Here is a 23,255-nt window from a genome sequence, read left to right as displayed (position 1 = left end):
CTATTTGTTTTTACGTTGTTCATAACCATATCCGTAGCCATAACCGTATCCATACCCATAATGGTAGCCATACGCACCATGCTTGTAGACCGTTCCGTTCAGGATCAGACTCATGTTACGCAACTTGCCTTCCCGATAGAGTTTCTCCACTTCGGGAAGGGCACGACGATCCATTTTGCCCGCACGGACGACATAGATCGTCAGGTCGGCCACCCGGTTGACGATCACCGCATCTGCAACCACTCCGGCCGGAACGTTGTCCAGGATAATATAATCATACCGTTTGCGTAGCTCGGCGATCAAAGCCTCCAACCGGTCGCTCAACAAGAGTTCGGCCGGGTTGGGCGGAACGGGACCGGCATGGATGATATCCAGCTTGTCGTACAGTTCCCCTTTCCGGATGATTTCGTCGACGTTATCGATGCGGCCGGAAAGGTAATTGGTCACTCCCATGTCCGATACCTGGACATGGGAGCTAAGGGTACCCTTACGAATATCGAGATCGACCAAAACGACCTTCTTGTGCGTGAGGGCCAAACTCATCGCCAGGTTGATGGAGACGAATGTCTTGCCGGCTCCCGGATTGAACGAGGTGAACATCACCACCTGCATGTTCTTCTCCTTCACCCGCATGAAATCCATGTTGGTACGCACGATACGGAACGCCTCCGAAACCGAATCGCGGCCGTTTTCATGCACCACCACTTCGCCCTTGTCCTTTTTGTCGCGCATCGGGATCTCACCCAGGAACGGCACGGAGAGTACCCCCTCCACATCCTTCCGCGAACGTACTTTCGTGTCGCTAACCATCAACAACCACAGAACACCTGCCGGTATCGCACCTCCCAACACGAGGGAAGCCAGCAGGATCATCATCGACTTAGGAGCGACCGGAGCATTGCTTCCCGCTGCCGGGTCGATGATACGGGCGTTGCTTTCCGTCATCCGCTGCGTCAGCTCGTTCTCCTCGCGCTTGTTCAGCAGGTAGAGATACAGCTCTTCCTTGATCTTCTGGCGGCGTTCCACCGAAAGGACCTCCTTCTGCTGGGTCGGCACGGCCGATATGCGGCGACTCGTCTGTTCCTCCTGCGCCCGGATATTCTTGATCTTGATGTTCAGACCGACGATCAGGTTGTCCACCGAACGGATGATGGTCTGTTTCATCGCGATCAACGAATTGTTCAGGTCCTGCACCACCGGGTTCTTGCCGCTGCTGTTGCTGATCAGTTTGTCGCGTTTCAGCAACATCTCGTTGAACTCCCCGATCTGCGACTCGATGTTCACATCCGATATACCCGTATTCGCAGGGATCAGGTCCGAGTTCTTGCCCGGGTCCGTCAGGTAGTTCTTGATATATTTCGCCAGGCTCAACTGGTTCTCCAGGCTCAACCCCTCCTGACGGTACTGGCTGGACGTCTGCAGGTACATGCCCGTCTCGGACGAGATATCCGTCAGCTGATGTTCCCGCTTGTACGATTCGATATCCGAATCCACATCCCCCAGTTCTTTCTCGATCACGATCAGACGGTCGTTGATGAAATTGGAGGTATTCATCACGATCTGGTTCTTGTCGTTGATTGCGTCCGTATTGTAAACAGAGATCAACGTGTTGATCACATCCTCCGCACGCGGGATGGAGACATCCTGGAACGTCAGGTTGATGATCGTAGCCGTCTTGCTCGCCAAAGTGGCCTGCAAGACGTCCTGGAAACGGAGCGCCACATTCTGCAACGGCGATTTCGTCACCTGCACAGTCGTATTGAAATACTTGTCGCCATAGTAAAGCGACGGAACCACCACCACTCTGCCGACAGGCGTCGTGACCGTATCGTTCAGCGCCACCTTCATCGGCTTGCCGTCCGAAACCTCCTCATCTCCGAAGGTGAAGCCGGACAACATCACCTCCTTTCCGGAAACAGGGGCCGCCTGTAACGAAAAGGCCTGCGCCTCTTCAGCATCCGGAAAAGAGAGCTGTACGGGCGACTGGGTGTATAGCTCCACCGTTCGCAGCCCGTCCTTTACCGTGTAGCTCACATCCAGATGCAAGTTGCGTGCCACTTCGGTCATCAATCGCCTGGACTTGAATACCAGCACTTCATTATCCACATTCCGCTTCGTACCGAAAAGTCCTAAATCCTCGAAAGCGGCCGACTCGCTCATCGCCCCGCCCTTCGCATCGTCCTTGATCAGTACCGAAGCCGTCCGGGTATATACCTTGGGCGCCCACTTCAGATAGAGGAACGCCACTCCGGCACATACCACGACAGACAGAACAAACCAATACCAGTTAGCCAACACCGTTTGCAGGATGTCCCCCAGGTTCAATTCGTTCTCATCCACGCGGGTGTTCGTTTCTTGTTCTGTGTTCATAGGTTCTCTTTTTTTACTTTGTTAATGTCACAATCAGAGACGCGATGGAAACCAGGATCGAAGCGGCGGACAACCACACTCCCACCGACTTGTTCTGGTTGATCTCGCTCTGTCCCGCTTTCGCCTTGTTCGGTTCGACATACACGATATCGTTCTGTTGCAGATAATAGCAAGGAGAATTGAAGATATCGGATGAACGGAGATCGTGCATCAGGATCGTCCGTTTCCCGTCTTTCTCGCGGATCACGGCTACCCGGTCCCGTCGCCCGTAGATCGTCAGGTCACCCGCCATACTCAAGGCTTCCAGCAGGGTAATACGGTCGCCGGAGATATTGAACGAACCCGGACGGTTCACTTCACCCATCACCGCCACCTTATAGTTCAGGAATTGAACCGTCACGATCGGATCCTTGATCAGGTCTTCCTCTATCAGGCGTTGCTTGATCAGGTCCGTCAGCTGCAAACGGGTCAGTCCCGCCACATGCAACTTGCCGAGGATCGGAAAATCGATGTCTCCGTTGGTATCCACCAGATAGCCCAGCACACGCTGCTGTCCGCTGCTTTCACTTCCCAACTGGTAAGTCACCAACGGCATATTGAACGGCAATGCCAGTTCCGGGTTCTTGCTGTTTACCATAATCGCCAGCAGATCGTCGTTATGGATATACACTTCATATTTCTGTTCGATCACCTGCTGCTTCAGCGGGACGACATCCTGGAGGTAAACCACTTTCTTGGAAGATGCGCAGGAGGTACAAAGTACCACCACGCACATCAACATATAATTCCAAATTTTCACTCTTCTTTATTTATTAAATAAACAAATGCGACTTATTGGACAACGCCGCCACCGTGTGCAGGATGGCTTGCACCGCCTTCTTTAGTGATCGTCGTGCTTACACCTGCGTATGTTGCGATTTCCACGCTGAACGGAACGACACGACCCTGGTAATTGAAATTGACAGAAAAGGAAGAAAGGTTTTTCTTAGCCTTCATGTCGATCGTCACCTTCTGGTCTCCGTCCACTTTGGCCGTACCGAGTGAGAAAGGAATCTCTTCCACACCGGCAGCCGAACCTTTGGTAGACGTGATGGCCGCGTTCAGCTGTCTTGCCAGGCTTTCGAGATCGGAGGCGCTCAAAGCGGAGAACGTGCCGCTCAACAACTGTTTCAGGTCGCCCCGGATTTCCCAGCCGATTTTCTGCTTACCTGCAACTTCCTGTTCGGCGGCATCCATCTTGCCTAAGTTGTCGATTGTGACGGTAGACAGGTTTTCTGTCGAGCTACCGGCATCGGATACCGAATAAACCGGACCGAAAGAGTGGTTCGAGAAACCATCCAAAGAACAGGCATAAACATTGCGGTCCGCATCGAAATCGGCCGTGCCCATTTCTTTCCAAGCATTGCCATCTTCCACAAAATGTTTTACATCGGCAAAGCTGATCGCGTTGCTGGTCGCGTTCTTCACCGCCACTTCCACGCTCTTTTCAAATTTCAGTCCGTCAGGCGTACAGTTGATTGTCGAAAGACTGGCATGATCCGCTTCGGCTTTCGCCCCTTTCAGATATTCGGTCATCGTAATCTCGGTATCTTCCTTCACGGCTCCTGCCGGAACAGCCAGTTCGGCCACATGCGTACGTCCGTCGTACACAACCGTGTCCTGGTCGGCCGATACGGTCACCGGAGTAGCCAAAGAGGTCATTGCCTGGGACAAAGAGATACTCCCCTGTTTCGGTGTGCCCGAAGGAACCACCGCATCCGCCGAAACACCGACATATCCGTCTTTAGCAAATGCCACGACATAAGTCCCAACCTTATCTACCGCCAACTGGTATGTTCCGTCGGCAGCAGTCTTGGCCGATTTTCCGGAAACACCGACTTCGACACCTTCCAGCGCCTTGTTGTCTTCCGTCACCTTACCTACAATATAGTAGACCTCCTTATCCAACGGATTCTCTACGATTTCAGGAGTCGGTTCGTTATCCTTACTACATCCTGCCGACCCCACACTCAATGTCACAGCCAAGCTCATGGCCAGCACTGCGCTCCACAAATTTTTCTTTTTCATACTCATTTAAAATAAAATTATTATGTTATTAAAAGATATTTCCCATGTCCGTCGACTTCAGCCGACAGCAACAGATCATAGATCATAATTTCTTCTGTCATAAGGAAGGACATTGCTTTCATCCGGACAGGTCTCGTAGTCTTGTCCGAGTTTCCGGCGGAAGTATTCGAGGCCGCTCTGTCCCGAATATTCCATCTGGTAATATTCCGGCAGACGCACCCGTACCTTGCGTGACTTTCCCCACTGCGGCAACGGGACAGCAAAATGAAAACCGCCGTTCGCCTCACCTCCCGTGTACATGGCGTACAGGCCGGCTGTTGTCCGTCCGAAATGGCGGATGCAGTCCACCCGCACCCCGTAGTCGCCATAGATATAGCGGTGCACGCCCAAATTGAAATCCAGATTAAAACGCCTTTCGCGGAAACGGACCTCCGCCGCCCCGCTTACCCGCTTCCAATTCGACACCTGCCATTTGCCCTCGTAAAAGGTGGACGATCCGGTCACACCGCCTTCCAGGCCGAACATCCAACGATCGTCCGGCGTGACATAGCGCAGCTTCAGGTCCGCCCCCATCCGGTTGTTCGTGAAGTTGCCGACCGACACCCGTCCGAAAGCCCCTCCCGGCAATCCGAACTCCTGGCTCAGGGCAAGCACCCCCGCCCGGATATAGTCCATCTGCCCGACCATATTGTTCCAGACCGGCAGGATCACCTGCCCCGTGAAAGCCGCCCCTTTCCAGAGCCGCGCCTCCAACGCCGGAGCGATGTTGATCACCGCTCCGTATATCTTGTCCAGCCACGAATTGTTCAACGTGATCTGCGGATAAAGCACCAGCTCCACCCGTCCGTCCCAAGGTATACGGACCTCATCGGACCGGAACGCGCGAAGCCGGGGCGTCAGCTCATACCGGATCCCGCCCGCCACCGTCTTGAAATCGTAGCAATAGGCATACAAGGAAAAATGGTCGAACAGCCGGGCCGACAGCCCCACGTTCACCACCTTCGAGTCATATTCCGCCATCACCTCAAGCGGCTTCAGGAACGCCGGACGGTAGCTCACCCCGCCGAATACCCCCTTGTTTTCGCTTCTGCTGCGGAACGGGACATGCCCTCCTGCCGTCACACCGATATCATGGCCGTAGAAACCGAAATGCTTCGTCCCGACCGCATAGACGGAAGAGAAATAACGGTTCCCGCCCGATTCGTGAAATGGATTCAATTCTCCGGTCGTCAGCAAGTCATTCGAACCGACCACGACCGACGGCCACCATTTTCCCTCCTTCAACGGACGCAGGCGCAGGGAGACCGAACGGTCCTGATTCCATTTGCCGGTACTTTCGACCTTCAGCAACGTGCACCGGTATGCCACCTCCATAAAAGGCAGGAACGTCAGGTTCACGAAATAGTTCCCCGAATTATATCCCCACTCCCGGGGCAGCATCTCCTCAGGCAGGTAGTTGCCTCCCGCCATGAACGTACCGTCCTCCTGCATATCGGCCGAAGGGATGTTCAGCAGACCGGTTACGCCCAACGAGCGTTGGGCAATTGACAATTGAGAATTGATAATCGACAATGAGATGCTGATTGTCAATAAGGTTTTCTTTATTTTTTTGTTTTTCATATTCTGTTTTACTACTTTTGGCTTGATCCAAAAGTAACCGAAAGGTCAAGGCTGAACCGTCCAGGCTACAGCCTGATGCCGGTAGAAAGGATCGCTTGTACTGTGACTTCGTTCAATAGATTCGTGTCGATTCGTTGCATCTTGTCCTTAATATTAATATTTTCTCCAAACCATCTTGTTCACAACTCCCGTATAGCTCTGGATCAACTTGACAACCTTCACGGAGACATTCTCGTCCACGTAGTTGGGTACGGGGATTCCCAAAGCGCCGTCCCGATTCATCTCGACCGCTACATCCACCGCCTGCAACACCTGTTCGGTCGTGATACCAGCCAGGATGAAGTTGCCTTTGTCCAATGCCTCCGGACGTTCCGTACTGGTGCGGATACATACGGCAGGAATAGGATTGCCGACGGAAAGGAAGAAACTGCTTTCCTCCGGAAGCGTGCCCGAATCGGATACGACGGCAAAAGCATTCATCTGAAGATGGTTGTAATCGTGGAAACCTAAAGGCTGATGCTGGATCACACGAGGATCGAACCGGAAACCGCGCTGTTCGATGAACTTCTTAGAACGGGGATGACAAGAATAAAGAATCGGCATGTCGTACTTCTCTGCCATAGCATTTACCGCATTCATCAGGTTGAAGAAGTTAGCTTCCGTATCGATATTCTCTTCACGATGGGCGGAAAGCAGAATATACTTGCCTTTCTCCAACCCCAAACGCTCCAGGACGTCGCTTGCCTTGATCTGTTCCAGGTTTTCGTGCAACACCTCCGCCATCGGCGAGCCGACGACATAGGTACGCTCTTTCGGCGTACCGGCGGCATTCAGGTACCGGCGTGCATGTTCGGAATAACACATGTTGACATCGGCCGTCACATCCACGATACGGCGGTTTGTCTCCTCCGGAAGACATTCGTCGAAACAGCGGTTACCGGCTTCCATGTGGAAGATCGGGATATGCAAGCGCTTCGCCCCGATCACCGAAAGGCAGGAGTTCGTATCACCCAGCACCAGGACCGCATCAGGCTTCACCTCGACCATCAACTGGTACGACTTGGTTATGATATTGCCGATCGTTTCTCCCAGGTCCTTGCCTACCGCATCCAGATAATAGTTCGGAGCACGAAGCCCCAGATCGTCAAAAAACACCTGGTTCAATGTATAATCGTAGTTCTGCCCGGTATGCACCAGGATCTGATCGAAATATCGATCGCAACGCTTTATCACGGCAGCCAACCGGATGATTTCCGGACGCGTACCGATAATGGTCATTAATTTTAATTTGCTCATGATTTCCTGTTTTTACACTTCTTCAAAATAAGTATCCGGACGGTTCGGATCGAACGGTTCGTTGGCCCACATGAAGGTCACCAGTTCTTCCGTATCCGAAAGATTGATGATGTTGTGGGTGTATCCGGGGATCATCTCCACCACTTCGATCTTCTCGCCGCTGACCTCGAAGTCGACCACCTCGTCCGTCCCGATCTTACGCAGCCGGATTAGACCATGACCGCTCACCACCACAAACTTCTCATTCTTGGTGTGATGCCAATGCTGCCCCTTGGTGACGCCCGGCTTGGAGATGTTCACCGAGAACTGGCCCCTGTCCGGCGTGCGGATGATCTCCGTAAAGCTCCCCCGGTCGTCCGTCTTCATCTGTACCGGATAGCAGAACTTCTCTTTCGGAAGATAAGACAGATAGGTCGAATAGAGCTTCTTCGTGAAAGGATCGCCCAAATCGGGAACCGTCAGGTTACCCGGCATCTCCTTGAAAGAATAAAGCAGATCGACAATCCCGCCCAGCGTTATCGTATGGACCACAGGAACGGCACAATGGTTCCCCTCGCGGTGTTCTTCACCCGACAAGGCGGCGATCAACTCATCCACCACATCGTCCACATAGACCAGGTTCATCACCACCTTAGGATCATTCACTTGGATAGGCAGACCGTTCGCGATATTGTTGCAGAATGTCGCCACCGCACTGTTATAGTTCGGGCGACACCATTTCCCGAACACATTCGGAAAACGATAGACCAGGACTTTCGCCCCCGTCTCTTCGGCATACTCGAACAGAAGGTTCTCTCCCGCCCGCTTCGACTCGCCATACGGATTATCCAGCGCCGCCTGCGTAGACGACGAGATCATCACCGGACAGGTATTGCCGTGTTTCTTCAACGTATCCAACAAAAGGGAAGCGAAACCGAAATTCCCCTTCATGAACTCCGACTGGTCTTTCGGGCGGTTCACCCCGGCCAGGTTAAAGACAAAATCGGCATCCTTACAATAGACATCCAATTCCGCCGGGTCACTGTCCACATCATATTCGAAGACCTTCAATCCAGTCCCAGAAACAGGATAATTGCGTGCCTTTCCCGACTGGATATTATGAAGTTGGGATACAAGATTTCGACCGATGAAGCCTTTTGCACCGGTTACTAATATGTTCATTTCTTTTAAATTTGAAATTTGAAGTTTTGAGGTTTGGTACGAAGTCGATTTTTATTCGCTTCTGATTTCTCTCGGTTTTGCCCGTTCGATCAATCCGAGATCTTCCTGAATAAAACGTAGGCGGAGTAATAGTTTTTTCATTCCTTCGACATCCAGACGAGTCGTGTTATGGCTATGATAGTCCTCGATCTTGGACAGGCATTCGCTTCCTTCGGTAAAGTACTTGTCGTAGTTCAGGTCGCGCGTATCGCAAGGGATGCGGTAATAGTCGCCCATATCGATCGCTTTCGCCATCTCCTCACGTGTCACAAGGGTTTCAAACAATTTCTCTCCATGACGCGTGCCGATCACCTTCACCTCCGTATCCAGATACTTCGGATCGATCTGCGCGTATGTCTCTTTCAACGCCTGTGCCAAGACAGACAGAGTGGCTGCCGGTGCTTTCTGCACGAACAGGTCACCGTTATGCCCATGCGTAAACGCATAGACCACCAGGTCGACCGCATCATCCAGCGTCATCATGAAACGCGTCATCTCCGGGTCGGTAATCGTGATCGGTTTACCCTGTTCCATCTGTTCCACCCAGAGAGGGATCACAGAACCCCGGCTCGCCATCACATTGCCGTAGCGCGTGCAGCAGATCATCGTCTGCGCCCCTTCGCCCAGCTCACGTCCTTTGGCGATCGCCACCTTTTCCATCAACGCCTTGGAGATCCCCATCGCATTGATCGGATAAGCAGCTTTATCCGTAGAAAGGACCACCACATTCTTCACGCCATGCTCGATCGCGGAAAGCAGCACATTCTCCGTCCCTTCCACATTCGTACGGGTCGCTTCCATCGGAAAGAACTCGCAACTGGGAACCTGTTTCAAGGCTGCTGCACTAAAAACATAGTCCACACCCCGCATCGCCACATCCACAGATGTCTTATTACGCACATTCCCTATATAGAACTTCACTTTGGGATTTTGCAACTGATGACGCATATCATCCTGTTTTTTCTCATCACGGCTAAAGATACGGATCTCCTTAATATCGGAATCCAAAAAACGCCGAAGCACAGCGTTACCGAAAGAACCGGTGCCTCCGGTGATCAGGAGGGTTTTGTCTTTGAATACTGACATAATGTATATGTATTATATATAGTTAATAATCTACCGAAAATATGTTTCAGACAGGTAGTCCCATTTATTACTTAAAGTTTTTAACAGATGAATTTATCTCATCTTGAAGAATATCTAAGAAAAATATTATTTCGAGAATAATCGACTTTATCAGTGAATATCCAAGTTGACTTACACGTCTACAATGAAATGATTCCTCAACACGAATTCGGCAACCTGTCAAAGAATCTATTAAGTTATCACTTCTTGACACTAGTCTCGCTCACATTCTCGTTATTAGCATTGGTCACCACCTTAAAAATAGTCATGAAGAATATCTTAAGATCAAGACTAAAATTCATATGCTGAGCATACCACACATTTAATTCGATGCGCTCTGGCCAAGGTACCTCCTTTCGTCCATTCACTTGTGCCCATCCGGTCACACCTGGAAGCACATCAAACATATGCTTTTGATGTTCATCATACTGATCATATGACCAAGGATGATAAGTTAATGCAGGACGAGGCCCTATCAATGCCATATCCCCCCTAAGAATATTAATTAATTGAGGAAGCTCATCAATCGAAGTAGCACGAATAATTTTCCCCACACGGGTTACACGATTATCTCCTTTATAAGAATAAACTCCTGTTCCTCGCTTTTCTGCCCCAACACACATCGAACGGAATTTCCAAATTTTAAACGGGATACCATCTTTACCCAAACGTTCCTGCTTGAAAATTACTGGTCCTTTAGAGTCTAACTTAATAATGATAGCAACAATAATCAGTGGTATGAATAAAATAATCAATGCTACCAATGCAATCATAAAATCAAAGAATCTCTTAAAATACTTGTACATTATTTTTCAGTTTTGTAATTTTCTACTTTTGCTTTAACATAAATTCTTTTAAATGATCATACATCACTTGAAACATACGAATATTATTTTTATTACTTACAAAAGAATTATGAGGAGAAATAGCCACATTATCAAACTCCCACAATGAAGATTTTTCAGACAAAGGTTCTTCTTCAAATACATCCAAAGCAACAAACAAATCTTTTCGCTGAGCTAATACATCACACATTGCCTGCTCATCAATTAATCCACCACGAGCAATGTTAATCAAAATTGCCCCCTCTTTCATCGATATCAAAACATCTCGAGAAATCAACCCTTTCGTAGAAGGTAGTAATGGAGCCGTGACAACAATAACATCAAAACTATTCACATGCTGTACAAATGTACTGAGCAATTTCATTTGATTAAAATAAGGAGTAGCATTCGTATGAATATCAAATCCTACTGTATAAGCGTCCATCGCACTGAAACGTTTAGCTACTTCTTGCCCCACATTACCAGCACCAATAACTGCCACTCTAATTCCTGAAATTTCACGCAATCCCCTATGTTTAGTCCACCTATGTGCAGCCTGTTCTTGTTTAAAAAACCACCCCTGCTTATATTGTTCTAAAACTCTAAACAATGCCCATTCCGCCATAGGCGTGCTATACACCCCTCGAGCATTATAAAGTTCAATACTGCGATTCTTTATTTTATCTAGAGGAACGCGATCAAAACCTGCACTTGTCAGCTGAATAAACTTCACCCGAGTAAACAAGTCTATATCATGACTCAAAAAGAGTCCATTACAAACTATAGCATCAATTTCAGATGCAGGTAAAAGCAATTTTTCTTTTTCCTGCTGCATGAAATAAATAGAGAATCCTAAGGATCGTAATGTTTCCATCTGATCCTTAGTGTATTTAAAACATCCTGTAAGCAATAAGTTCATAATAATGTTAGAAAGGAAGTTTCATATTCAGAGTGAAGATGATATTCAAAAGTCGCGCCCTTGTTACCGTCTCCTTCATATTTACCACACGTATACTCATATCACAAAGTTCCTTATTCAAATACTTCTTCATATCCAAATGATGTTCATCACTAATATTCAGCCTCCCCCAACATCTCCACGCCCCACCTATTACAGAGTAAATCAGCAGGTAAATAATCTTTGCTTACCAACCAAGCCCCTCTAAAATGCATAGTTTGCAAGTCTTTACAACTATCCAAGTTCTCTTTCAACACCACTCCATCTAAATATTATATTACTTTAACAAATTCTTCTATAATTTTATTCGTTACAATACGATTATTGTCAAAATAGTCATCAGATTGATGCTGGCATTCTATTTCCAACATTCTAATATCTTGGATACCCTTTCTGAAAATAGTACGAATTTCACCTAAATCACCAATCTTATCAACATTACAGAAACTCCTGCTTACGATTACCATCTGGCTACCTAATCGATAATGTTCCTTTAATATCATTCGTCCAGGAATTACTCCCCCATCCAATGATGCTACTCCCCCGAAACCAAACATAATCCCTTTTGACTTAATCACTCTTGCCCATTTGTCTACAGAGCCATCGTACAACAACTGAAACATAAACTTCATCCTCATAGCCAAATGCATATCATTGAGTCCTATATGAATCATATCAATTCCTGATATCTCGACAATCTTTTCCAATAAATAGGCAGCCTCAGGTGTTTCAACTAATAAACAAGTTTTAGCCCTATTATCCACATATTTAATAAAAACTTCAACTTCTTCTATTGTCTTAAAATAGGGCAACATAATAATATCAGCGCCTACTTTTATTACCGCATCTATTTCCTCTTTACTTGAAAGATAATTAGAATAAACTTCATGAATAGGATTTACACGTACAAGAACCTTTGCATTACGAACTGCTGCTTTAACAATTGCCACATCTTCTACGGTATGGTGGTTCTGTACAGTATCCAAACCTCCTTGCCGACAGTCTTTTCCTATAAATTCCATATCCACAAATATCCAATCTACACCCGCCTCTTCTGCAATCTGTGCAATCTCTGGGTATTTCGTAATGTACATCAATTTCAGCATAATAAACAACTATTTCAAATTCAATAGATCCACACGATTTTCCATATATTTCTGAATGAATATTTTCTGATCAAAACGTTTTTCTACCCACTGCCGTCCCTGCAGTCCTATTTTTTTTGCTTCCATTGGATTGCTCAAAAGTTTCAAGATATATTCTGTCAACAAATCAACATCTTTAACAGGAACCGAATAACCACTAACACCCTCTTCCATTGCACTTGAAGGCCCCGGATACCTAGTTACAATTACAGGTACCCCCATCGCAGAAGCTTCTACAACTCCCATTCCAAAACCTTCCCGATAGCTTGGAAGTACATAAACATCCATTGCAGAAGCATATTTCTCTACATGACTCACTCTGTCCGTCTTAATGATATCATCACAAGATTCAAAATACTCCAGCATCTCAGCATCCATTGTTTCTTTCTTCTCTATAGGACCAACAAATAAAAGTTTAGCTTTGGGGAATTCCTTCTTTACATTCTGAAAAGCCTTGAACAACTCATGGCAACCTTTTTCTCTACCTAAACGTCCAACAAACCCCACCACAGGGACCCCTTCAGGTATGCCATACTGCTGTTTGATTTCACGTGCATAAACATCTTTCTTCGAAATATCATATGCCTCCAAATTAAGTCCCTTAGCACTTCCATTCCATATAACACAGCTCTTATCCTTATCATACAGCCCATTATCACGGCAAAAATTCAAATTTCCTTTACTGTCCGGTTGCACATGAGTAGATAATCGACATACCATACGCTCAATATTTTCAAACACCAAACGTTTTATTCCATCCATGGTGACATAAACCATCCCCCACTGGCAATATAAACGTACAGAAACTCTTGCCATCCAAGAAGCCACAGCTCCATACATACTGGCATTAGGAGTAGAATATTGAACAAGATCAAACTTCTCTTTTTTGAAAAACTTGTATAAAGTCCAAATACTCTTTAATGAACCTATGGCATTAATGCCACGAGGAAAACCAATACAATAGGTGCGTACAAAAGGAAAATGCTCTTTTAATCCTTGTTCAAATTCATTATCCATATTACAGACAATGGTTACATCTATTCCTCGTTTATTATACTCGTTCAAAAAAGGAAGGATCCAATTATTAATAGAGGACCACAATGTAGTACAAATACATACTTTTTTATCCATAAATTTTTAATTAATGGTTCTTTTCATAGCTTCTTCAAAAGGGACCACCACATAATTCATTTCCTCTATATTAGAAAGCCTTGTATCATACTCTACTCCTCCATACGCTTTCTGTATAAGAGGGAAGAAACGACCTAAATAAACAACAAAAGCTAACAATCGACTTATCCTCAGTTTCTTTCCAAGTCCTTTAGCTATTGCATTCATAATATCTAATGCAGAAACAGCTTTCTCATCCTGTGGCATAAATATGCCATGACATTTTTGCTCAATAGCTAATCGAATAAACTCACACAAATTATCAATATACAACATACTCTGTTTCACCTGTGTATAAGCAGCAGGAATTACTGGTAATTTTTTTACCACTTTTACAAAACCAAAAATGTACCCTCCCTTACAACCTTTACCATATACATTGGGAGGACGAACAACAATCACATCAAAATAGTCATCTTGTAATTTCAACAAACCGACTTCAGCCGCCTGTTTACTTTTTCCATAAAGCCCTATTGGATCTACAAGTGTATCTGCTGTAATCACATTTTTAGACAAACGCTTAGAGATACCAAATACAGCCATCGTACTGAGAAAAACGAATGTCTTACGTTTAGAATGACTTCTTTTAAATAGTTTTGCTATCTCTATAGGCATATCTGTATTCACCCGTTTATACAATGCCACATCATTACAATCTGGACGATGTACAATACCAGCAACCTGTATAACAACATCATATTCAGAATAGTCAAAAGAGTACCAATCTTCTGTTAAGACATCTAATTGAAAGACCTCATGTCCTCTTGCACTTAACCATTTATCTATATGATTTCCGATATAGCTGTTTTTACCTATGATACATATATTCATATCACAATTTTTTAATCTTCTCTATACTCTCAAAATCTTGAATCAAATCCCTTGTAATATTTTTCTGAAGGTGATATTTACGTCCCACTTCGAAAGCTTTATGTTGATAATCAATCAATAACAGTGGATTATCTAATATATTTCTTAATACATGAGCAACTTCTGATAAATCATTTATGCATATAGCACACCCATTTCTCCGAAGATAAGCACCTCCAGCCTGTTTCTCATCACAGATAGCCATGACTGCACAGCCACTGTCCATACAGTCAATAATCTTTGTTGAGAAAGACATTCGAACGATATGACGATTAGTAACATCAAAAGCTTCTACATGCAATGCAACATCACTATGATGATAGATTTCCATCAATTCAACCATTGAAACAGCCTTATGAACCCTGGAGCTGACACCATCATTAATGGCTTGTTGCATCTTATCATTTAATAGGTTATTCGTATAGATATCTAATACCATCTTAACTCCATCGACGTTAATAGCACGTATTGCATCGGCCAATACTTTTAATGTTTTCCAACGATCCAAGTAAATACCACCAGCATACACCAAACGAATGGGAGAATTCACCGTTTTTTTTAAATATTGAGACTCAAACTGTCCATTTTTTCTAAGTATCTTCATATTAGCCCCAAAATCTCTCTCACATTGCTCTTTCTGCTCATTGGTCATTGTATAAACAAGCGAATAATGCTTAAAAGTAGTGCGAGTTCTTCTTCTCAAGAAAAAATGATTCATCCAAAAAACAGGTGAAAATTTAAACTGTTTATTCGTATAAAAATCATCGGAAATATAGGATATAACAGGAGCCTTCAACTTTTCATGAACCAGTATTGTTAATTTCTGCATGTAATGATTTCCATAACAAGGAGCAAAAATAACATCCGGATTAAACTCCTTTGCATAAAATATTATCTCACTTTCATCCCACTTACCTAATTGCCAAACAAGTTCACGAACTATCCGTTTCAAATCACCTCCTATCCAACTAGCCATTTTACGATAACTCTCATTTATAGCCACCGTAGCAATTGGAACATGATTATAAATTACCTTTCGTCCCACTTTCGTACGATGCAGAATATTGTTTACCATCATCCTATCACTCATCTGATAATAATTTCTGCAAATAGCATTGTTGGGTTCCTGTTCATTGCAATATATCTGAGCAAACTCTGAACCAGAAAAATGAGAAAACATATTAGTAAGAACATTACCTCCATTTTGCTCGTCTCGCCAAGCTTCTTTTGAAATAATAAGTATTTTCATTTTTTCCAATTATATTGATACAGATAATATAACCTCAATACTTTCGTAGTCAGCGCAAATCCTAAAAACTTAATCCGTGAAACAAGTTTTACATACGGATACCAATTATAGACTAACAGCCACCAAAAAGACTTGACCTTATGCGCCATCATTTGTTGCTCTTTTTTAGGTAAGCGCATATAATTTGCCATTAATAACACATACTGGTTAGCCAAAAAATGAAACAAAGGAACCGAAGAACGCTGAATAGCATATCGACCAATGATCTCAACGATACTTTGTATATTATTTATTCCTACATTTGCTGTTATGGATGTTGGAACCTGCTGGCGATACACATAGAACGCTTCTTCCAAAACTTCTATACATAACTTTTTCTTTAGCAATTTACAGCACCATTCAATATCTTCACTATATTGCCCCTTTACAAAACGTTGATGATCTTGCTCAATAATAGTTCTACGGAGTACCTTATCGCATGCACAAGCTACAAAAATATTACTTTGCATATATTCCTGTAAAACTTGTACATGTGATAATGTTAATTGTATTTTATCACATTTTTTAGGAATGCGCTCATCACTAAAACATTTTTTTTGCATAAAAAACTTTTTCATGCCTATAATAATCAAATCAGCATCAGTATCCTTGATTTTCAAATTAATTTTCTCAAGAGCCAATACATCATCCCACCAATCATCAGAATCCAAAAACAAAACATATTCTCCTTGAGCTATATCCAATCCCGCATTACGGGCATCACTAAGACCTCCATTCAATTTATGGATTACCTTCACCCTTATATCCCTGCTCGCATATTCATCACAAATAACAGGACAGTTATCTGGACTACCATCATCAACAAGAATTAATTCAAAATCTTTATAGGACTGATTCAAGACACTATTAATACATTGTCGAAGGTATAACTCAACTTTATAAATTGGGATAATGATACTAAATTTCATCTGTAAGTTTCGTAAAGTATAAAAAATGATAGACCTTTCAATAAATCAATTATTGTTTCCAGAAAGTCATATTCTTAAACAATTTCATATATTTCTGAATCTGAATATCAAAATTAAACTCAGTGGTAGCACGATTAACGCATTTTTGAAAATATGCTTGCTTTCCCACGGCCTGTATCTTTTCGATAGCAGCAACAATCTGATTTACATCATTGTTTTCAAATGACATTCCACACTCTTTACCTGCGATCTCAGGATTGGCTGTCGCATTATTTGCTAATATTGGAATACCACAGGAGAGAGCTTCTGCCGACACCTTACCGAAGGTTTCCTGAACAGAACATACTAGCAATACATCTGCCATAGAGTAATACTGAGCCAACTCTGTTACATTTGAAGTTACACCCACGGAAATCACATTATCAGGTACGCTCCCCGTATAAGCCATAGATCCTACTAAAACAAAGAATACATCAGGGAGACGTTTGGCTACCTCAAAAATTTTAAATAGTCCTTTTCCTTTGCACCACCCTTGAGCTACACTTACTACAATAAAGTGATCTTTCAAATTAAATTTTTTGCGAATAGCAGAAGCATCGTGTGGAAAAAAACTCTTCAAATCTATCCAATTATATATATAATCAATATACTTCGCATTGACAAACATAGGACTCTGCCTTGCTTCATCTGCGACCCATTTTGACACACCGATTACCGACAAACGTGGAATAGCTCGAAACAGTTCCATCTTCTTCTTAAAATTAGATGATGAATTATCCCAAAACCAACTCTTATTATAGCTGTTAAGAGCTGGACAATGATGACAGAAAGTCTTCCATTTATCACAATTGTCTGCAGTATAATAACAACAATGTCCCGTGAAAGTCCATACGTCATGAAGTACGACGATAGTAGCAATATCCTTATCTGCAATATATTTCAAAAGAGAAGGATAGTGGAGATAATTAGCATGAAGATTACGCAAGATAATTATGTCTGGCTTGATTTCATCCAATCTGATTAGGAGTTTCTTCGTAGATTTCTTGGAATATAATCCTTGACCGTCTGTAAAATGAGATAGAAGTGAATGTATCTTATAGTCTCTATTATTTCCTATCTTATTGACATTATTCTCTGGTATACTCTTGTTTGTACAAAATACATGAGATTCTATACCCTGGGAACATAAATACTCATGCATCTCCATGGTCGTACGCCCTGTACTGCTATACTCATATACTGCATTTATTTGAACGACTTTCATATCTATATAAGTTTGAATACTTTACTTATAAAAACGAGGATTAATTGTTTCTCAGAGTCAGTCATTGCCAAAGTATAGTTAATAAGTCCATAACACACGCAAAACATTCCCCCCTTAATAATAAATCCTATCCATCCTGCAACCGATAAAAAATTTTCAATAGCCAAACCTACAATAAGACAGATAAATAAAGGAATTGCTTGTTTTACAAAAGATTCCTTAAAAAATACGAAAACATTAATATTTAAATATCGATACAGTATTACATCCATTCCTATTGTACGTAAAATATACGCCAAAAACACAGAAATCCCAATACCTATTGCACCAAATGGTTTTGCCAACATCAAGCTAAACACTAAAGAGATGATTGCCATACAGACAAACACCCTTGCAAGAGGTTTTACTTTGTTCTTTACATGAATAGCTTGAAGTCCTATTTCTTGTGGCAATTGAAATAATGAAGGTACAATAATTAATATAGCACATATATAACTCCCTGTAAAACTATCCCCAACCCACAAATCTATAAAACTACGTCCAAAACAAACAACTCCTAAAACAACCAAACCTATAACATATATCTGAAGACGAGCAACTCGTACCATCAAAGGCAACACATCACCGTCTCCTTGATACATAATTTTAGATATTTTAGGAAGAAAAACACCATTCATTGCATTAGCAACTGTGTAAGTATAACCTTCTAATGTAATTGCAATTCCAAGAATTGCAATCGAAGTAGATCCAGATAACGCACCCAATATAGAGGGAGCAATACTAAATACACATCTTTGCGCTAATGAGATAATCGTCACCCACCCTGAATAACCAACTATTTCTTTAAACTCTACTTGATTGAAATACTTCCAATCTACGCTCTGATTAGTATATTTTTTGACACAAAAAAGCTTTAAGACTATAGTTACGATACCAGAAACAGCATTTACTGCAACCAAGGCATAAAGTCCTAATCCGATAATAAGACATACAGACATCGCTCCCACAATAATTAACTTGTGAAACACATCACATAGCTTCAATTGAATAACTTTTTCATACGCCATCAATATACCATTGAGAGGAATAAATGGAAAAGAAAATATACTATATAACGACGTTATACAATATACAACCTTAAACTTCTCAATTTCGTCAGGTGTTAGTTCTTGGTAAATTTGAGGTATAAAGAAAAATATAGCCAAAAGGATAGCCAGTAAAAGGATATCCAAAACAATATATAAACGATATACCAAACCATAACATTGATTTGCTTTCTCCAATCGCCCCTCTGCTACATACTTTGCAATAAATCTAGTTACAGCCGCACTGAGACCGAAGTCGAAAACGAAAAGTGATATAACAGACAGAGATAAAGTATACAAACCGAAATTTTCTCTACCGATTGAATGAATCATCCATGGAGTATATAACAATCCCGTTAATATATTAATACCTATAGCTACATAGGATATCAATATACCCCATTTAAGTTGTTTTGAACTAGACATTATCTAATTTCGAAATCTTAAAATTTTTGCTGGAGTTCCTGCAACTATAGCATAAGGAGGGACTTCCTTATTAACTACAGAATTTGCAGCTATTACAGCATGTGAACCTATTTTTACTCCCTTCAGAACAGTACATTGAGCTCCAATCCATACATCTTCCCCTATTTCTATAGATTCAGACTGTAAAGGCTGCTTCTGCATCAACTCGCCATAAGCAGTTCCATGATTAGTGTCAATGATATAACATTGAGCTGCAATCTGCGTATTGGAACCAATAATAACACCTTTTGAAGAATGTATTATTGTACCATATCCAATCTGTACATTATTTCCAATTACAATATTTTCTCCCGAGAAATATACATCAGGCCAAAGGGATACACTTTCTCCAACAGATATATTTTTACTATATAAATGTATCTTACCACGTAAATTCACCCCCCCATATTACTAAATACCTGTTTATCAGCAATATAAAACCTATACATTCTTCTATCAATGGCTAATGCATAGTGATATAACTTTGCTATAAATTTTTGGATTATTTTCTTAAGCATAAAATTATTTCTTTTAATTGTTTCTCAAATGAACTATCAAGTTCAACAATTCTCCGAATAGCTAGCTTTCTATCTAATATTGGACAATTAAGTATTGCATCAGCAATAGCTCGTGGTGTATCATCCGAATAAAAAGATAAAAGATCAGAAACCTTAGAAACTTCTAATACTATAATCTTTGTGGATACCACAGTAAGTCCATATGAAAGATAATTTATTACTTTAGAAGGAAAACTCGTATCTGAGTATTTAAGCTCTCCTGAAACCTGTGTAGAAAGACCAATAGAACAATTAGCAAGAAGATCATCATAGTCAATTCCACTCAAGCACCCTTCATAGATAATCTCACATTTACTGATAGTCTTTATCTTCTCTATTAAATAAGTTATGTAATTGATATCTTCTGGTTTACCAAAACCTGCAATATGCACACAATAATTTTCGGGAAGATACTGGCAAGAGTTAACGGCCATCTCTGCACCCCGTTTTATACGATCAAAGATTCCGGCATATACCACATGTACCTTATTATCAAAGTATTTTCGGCTAACATAATCATTGACCAAATAGGAACCATATGACACACATGAGGGCTTATCTGAGTTCAGATGAAGTACGGAAGAGATTACATCATTTACAAGAATATAAGCGTCTGCCCGTTTGATTGACTTTATCTCTGTGTCAATCATGCTTTGAGGATGATTTCCTGCTAATGTGTACAGTTCCTCTACTTGCAATATTATCTTCGGTGTTGACCGAAATAATCTCAAAAATCGAATGGCATGACGAAAATATCTCTCATGATAAAAGACTACGATGTCATTCTTGGGAACTTTAATTAGATAAAGAGCCATTTGCAGAATATTAAACCAACGCTCTATCATTCGCAGATATTTACTTGATGAGCCAAATGTAAAACAGTACTCGATATCTATATTATCATTCATTTTTTGAATGCACCTATAATAGAAACCGTTCCATTCCCGACCTCCACTTGCAAATGATACAATTTTCGTATTATCTATACGTGAAAGTACATCTACAATATACTTCGCTTTTTTTAGGCCAGCAGGAGAATAGGCCAACTTTCTGCCGAGCTTATTCTCACCCCATATTGACATATAATGTATCATATTAAAGCCTTAAGAAGATTTTCTTTCATTTGTGGATACAGTTCAAACATCTGATTAACAGTATCATCATTTCCAGTTTTAAGACAATTTATCTGCGCTAAATGAGTCATTTGAGAATTACTTACTGTAGTATATGTTTTTGCCATAATATCTGTCGGTGCGACACGAATTCCGAAAGCTTTAGCTGTAAAAGTTATCCACAAATCATCTGCTGTAAATGCAAACTTTTTGATTTTTTCTTCATCAAATGTCTGTATCGGCATTATTCCATAAGGATACAAGCAACCACTTCCTGTCATTATCGAATATCTAAAAATATCTGGTATTTTATGTCCGTTTAACGCTTTTCGCCATACATTATACGAAGCTAAAGAATCACCACTTTTACTTAATTTAAGTATCTTTACTTCGTTGCAGACTATACAGTTTGGATATAAATTGTGTGTTTCCAATGCACGCTTAATCGTATCAGGATGATAGATTATGTCATCATCAAATGTGATTACAACTTCATTCTGTTTTTGTTCTTGAAGCATGCTGAAATATTTTTTATGAGATCGCAAGTCATCACAAAAACGTATTTCTAAACCAATTTTTACTAACTGTTGATATGCATCTGGAAGTTTTTTATCAGGAAACTGAGAAGATGCTAACCACAGTACAACTCTATTAGGAGTTACAGATTGAAGTAAGATAGATTTTATCGCATAAAAACATTCATTTATTCTTCCAGGATAAGAAGTAAGTGAACAAACCATATTAATGTCCTCACACACCTTCAATCTATATTTAGGAACATCAACGTATTTAATTAACAAATTCTCTAATTTACAAATAATAATATACTTGAAATAATTTAGAAACCTGATCAGTTTATATTGACTACGTCTTCTATGTTTGAAATTTTCTAAACAACGTAAAACAGTTCTATATAAGTTCATAATCTCTTTTTAAGACCTTTAATCAAACTTTTATACTCCCCATAGAATAACCTACGCAAAATTGACTCTATTTTTGTAAAAAAAGTCACTTTGTTACGACTAATCAAAATCTTTGAATAAATAAAATCTTCTACAACATAATCGGGATGTCTCATTGGGAATCTCATCTCCTCTACTGGCAATTCATAAAAAACTGCTCTACGTTTTTTCGGCACTAATTTTATGTTAGAGACAGAATGAGTTGATTCTTTCGAAATACCTAAACTTTGTATCATGTTACATTTAGGTACTATATCAAAAGATGATGTCATAAGTTTTCTTAAAGACTGTATAGATTCCCAATAAGGTTTACGTGTTTTAGCATGTTTCTTAACTCCATCAAGGTATTTACCAAATCCTCTGTTATTAGCATCCCTCGATAGTTGTTTTAATTCATATGTTTTATTTAAGAATGTATAATCTTCCTCCCATGAATCAGCAACACGTCTCCATGTAGCCCAGCCCCATACAGAACCACATTGCGTAAAAAAATAATCATAAGGACAATCTTCGTAACGACCAAGATTATTCATGCCACAAATACGATTTATTCTTAGATCATTTTCATATTTATCAAGCAATTCTTTACAATAAGGAAAGAAGCTCTGTAAAGGGAAACAATCGTCTTCAAGAACAATACACTTATCTACAATAGAAAATGCCCATTTATGACTATAAAATGTAGAAGGATCACATCCCCAGTTTTGTGTTTGGTAATTCTTATAAACTTCACAATCCCAATCGATATTCTCTACAATCTTACGGCAACGCTCTATACATTCTATATCGTCAAGACGACCTTCACGCGCACCATCTTGCCATAATAGGAGTCGTCGAGGTCGAGCCAAACGAACAGATTCAAAAGTTTTTTCTAAAACATCGTCCCTAACAAAAAATATGATTAAAACATTTACATCATATTTCCACGGTTTAATCTCACCATTCATA

Annotated in this window: 20 protein-coding genes; all 20 read right to left on the bottom strand. The window is 41.8% G+C overall.

Going from position 1 to position 23,255, the window contains the following annotated elements; all coding sequences use genetic code 11:
* Positions 1-2,370 (bottom strand): tyrosine-protein kinase, encoded by a 2,370-nt coding sequence (locus RDN79_RS00730; protein WP_298554450.1) that lies wholly within the window; start codon positions 2,368-2,370, stop codon positions 1-3.
* Positions 2,371-2,383: 13 nt separating this feature from the next.
* Positions 2,384-3,151 carry a polysaccharide biosynthesis/export family protein gene (locus RDN79_RS00725; protein ID WP_298554628.1) on the bottom strand — a complete coding sequence of 256 codons (768 nt, stop codon included), beginning with the start codon at positions 3,149-3,151 and terminating at the stop codon, positions 2,384-2,386.
* Between the two features lie 50 nt (positions 3,152-3,201).
* A complete protein-coding gene (locus RDN79_RS00720; protein ID WP_298554453.1) occupies positions 3,202-4,437 on the bottom strand; it encodes a carboxypeptidase-like regulatory domain-containing protein in 1,236 nt (411 codons plus the stop codon).
* A 75-nt stretch (positions 4,438-4,512) separates the two neighbouring features.
* Positions 4,513-6,057 carry a YjbH domain-containing protein gene (locus tag RDN79_RS00715; RefSeq protein ID WP_298554456.1) on the bottom strand — a complete coding sequence of 515 codons (1,545 nt, stop codon included), beginning with the start codon at positions 6,055-6,057 and terminating at the stop codon, positions 4,513-4,515.
* Positions 6,058-6,210: 153 nt separating this feature from the next.
* The gene (wecB, locus tag RDN79_RS00710; protein ID WP_298554459.1) at positions 6,211-7,353 is read right to left on the bottom strand and encodes a non-hydrolyzing UDP-N-acetylglucosamine 2-epimerase; all 1,143 of its coding nucleotides are present in this window, start codon (positions 7,351-7,353) and stop codon (positions 6,211-6,213) included.
* Positions 7,354-7,365: 12 nt separating this feature from the next.
* Entirely contained in the window at positions 7,366-8,514 is a 1,149-nt protein-coding gene (locus RDN79_RS00705) for a capsular polysaccharide biosynthesis protein CapF (protein ID WP_298554462.1), read from the bottom strand.
* A gap of 51 nt (positions 8,515-8,565) precedes the next feature.
* The gene (locus RDN79_RS00700) at positions 8,566-9,639 is read right to left on the bottom strand and encodes a polysaccharide biosynthesis protein (protein WP_298554465.1); all 1,074 of its coding nucleotides are present in this window, start codon (positions 9,637-9,639) and stop codon (positions 8,566-8,568) included.
* A 239-nt stretch (positions 9,640-9,878) separates the two neighbouring features.
* Entirely contained in the window at positions 9,879-10,484 is a 606-nt protein-coding gene (locus RDN79_RS00695; RefSeq protein WP_122204529.1) for a sugar transferase, read from the bottom strand.
* 22 nt (positions 10,485-10,506) lie between these two features.
* Positions 10,507-11,376 carry an NAD(P)-dependent oxidoreductase gene (locus RDN79_RS00690; RefSeq protein ID WP_298554472.1) on the bottom strand — a complete coding sequence of 290 codons (870 nt, stop codon included), beginning with the start codon at positions 11,374-11,376 and terminating at the stop codon, positions 10,507-10,509.
* Between the two features lie 356 nt (positions 11,377-11,732).
* A complete protein-coding gene (locus tag RDN79_RS00685) occupies positions 11,733-12,566 on the bottom strand; it encodes an aldolase/citrate lyase family protein (protein WP_298554477.1) in 834 nt (277 codons plus the stop codon).
* A 9-nt stretch (positions 12,567-12,575) separates the two neighbouring features.
* A complete protein-coding gene (locus tag RDN79_RS00680; protein ID WP_298554480.1) occupies positions 12,576-13,736 on the bottom strand; it encodes a glycosyltransferase family 4 protein in 1,161 nt (386 codons plus the stop codon).
* 6 nt (positions 13,737-13,742) lie between these two features.
* Entirely contained in the window at positions 13,743-14,606 is an 864-nt protein-coding gene (locus RDN79_RS00675) for an NAD-dependent epimerase/dehydratase family protein (protein ID WP_122204524.1), read from the bottom strand.
* A 1-nt stretch (position 14,607) separates the two neighbouring features.
* On the bottom strand, positions 14,608-15,894 hold the full coding sequence (locus RDN79_RS00670; protein WP_298554484.1) for a hypothetical protein: 1,287 nt from the start codon (positions 15,892-15,894) through the stop codon (positions 14,608-14,610).
* Positions 15,891-16,862 (bottom strand): glycosyltransferase family 2 protein, encoded by a 972-nt coding sequence (locus RDN79_RS00665; RefSeq protein WP_298554487.1) that lies wholly within the window; start codon positions 16,860-16,862, stop codon positions 15,891-15,893. The genes RDN79_RS00670 and RDN79_RS00665 overlap by 4 nt, the downstream gene beginning before the upstream one ends.
* A 49-nt stretch (positions 16,863-16,911) precedes the next feature.
* Positions 16,912-18,126 carry a glycosyltransferase gene (locus RDN79_RS00660; RefSeq protein ID WP_298554489.1) on the bottom strand — a complete coding sequence of 405 codons (1,215 nt, stop codon included), beginning with the start codon at positions 18,124-18,126 and terminating at the stop codon, positions 16,912-16,914.
* Between the two features lie 2 nt (positions 18,127-18,128).
* Positions 18,129-19,637, bottom strand: coding sequence for an oligosaccharide flippase family protein (locus RDN79_RS00655; protein WP_298554492.1), 1,509 nt, complete (start codon positions 19,635-19,637; stop codon positions 18,129-18,131).
* A gap of 3 nt (positions 19,638-19,640) precedes the next feature.
* Positions 19,641-20,075 (bottom strand): DapH/DapD/GlmU-related protein, encoded by a 435-nt coding sequence (locus RDN79_RS00650; RefSeq protein WP_298554495.1) that lies wholly within the window; start codon positions 20,073-20,075, stop codon positions 19,641-19,643.
* 103 nt (positions 20,076-20,178) lie between these two features.
* Positions 20,179-21,315 carry a hypothetical protein gene (locus tag RDN79_RS00645; protein WP_298554498.1) on the bottom strand — a complete coding sequence of 379 codons (1,137 nt, stop codon included), beginning with the start codon at positions 21,313-21,315 and terminating at the stop codon, positions 20,179-20,181.
* Positions 21,316-21,323: 8 nt separating this feature from the next.
* A complete protein-coding gene (locus RDN79_RS00640; protein WP_298554501.1) occupies positions 21,324-22,268 on the bottom strand; it encodes a hypothetical protein in 945 nt (314 codons plus the stop codon).
* The gene (locus RDN79_RS00635; RefSeq protein WP_298554503.1) at positions 22,265-23,254 is read right to left on the bottom strand and encodes a hemolysin activation protein; all 990 of its coding nucleotides are present in this window, start codon (positions 23,252-23,254) and stop codon (positions 22,265-22,267) included. The genes RDN79_RS00640 and RDN79_RS00635 overlap by 4 nt, the downstream gene beginning before the upstream one ends.
* Position 23,255: the final 1 nt, after the last annotated feature.

Source organism: uncultured Parabacteroides sp., assembly GCF_902493135.1.
Taxonomy (GTDB): domain Bacteria; phylum Bacteroidota; class Bacteroidia; order Bacteroidales; family Tannerellaceae; genus Parabacteroides.
Note: the sequence above shows the minus strand (reverse complement) of the source record. Positions and strands in the feature narration are given on the sequence as shown.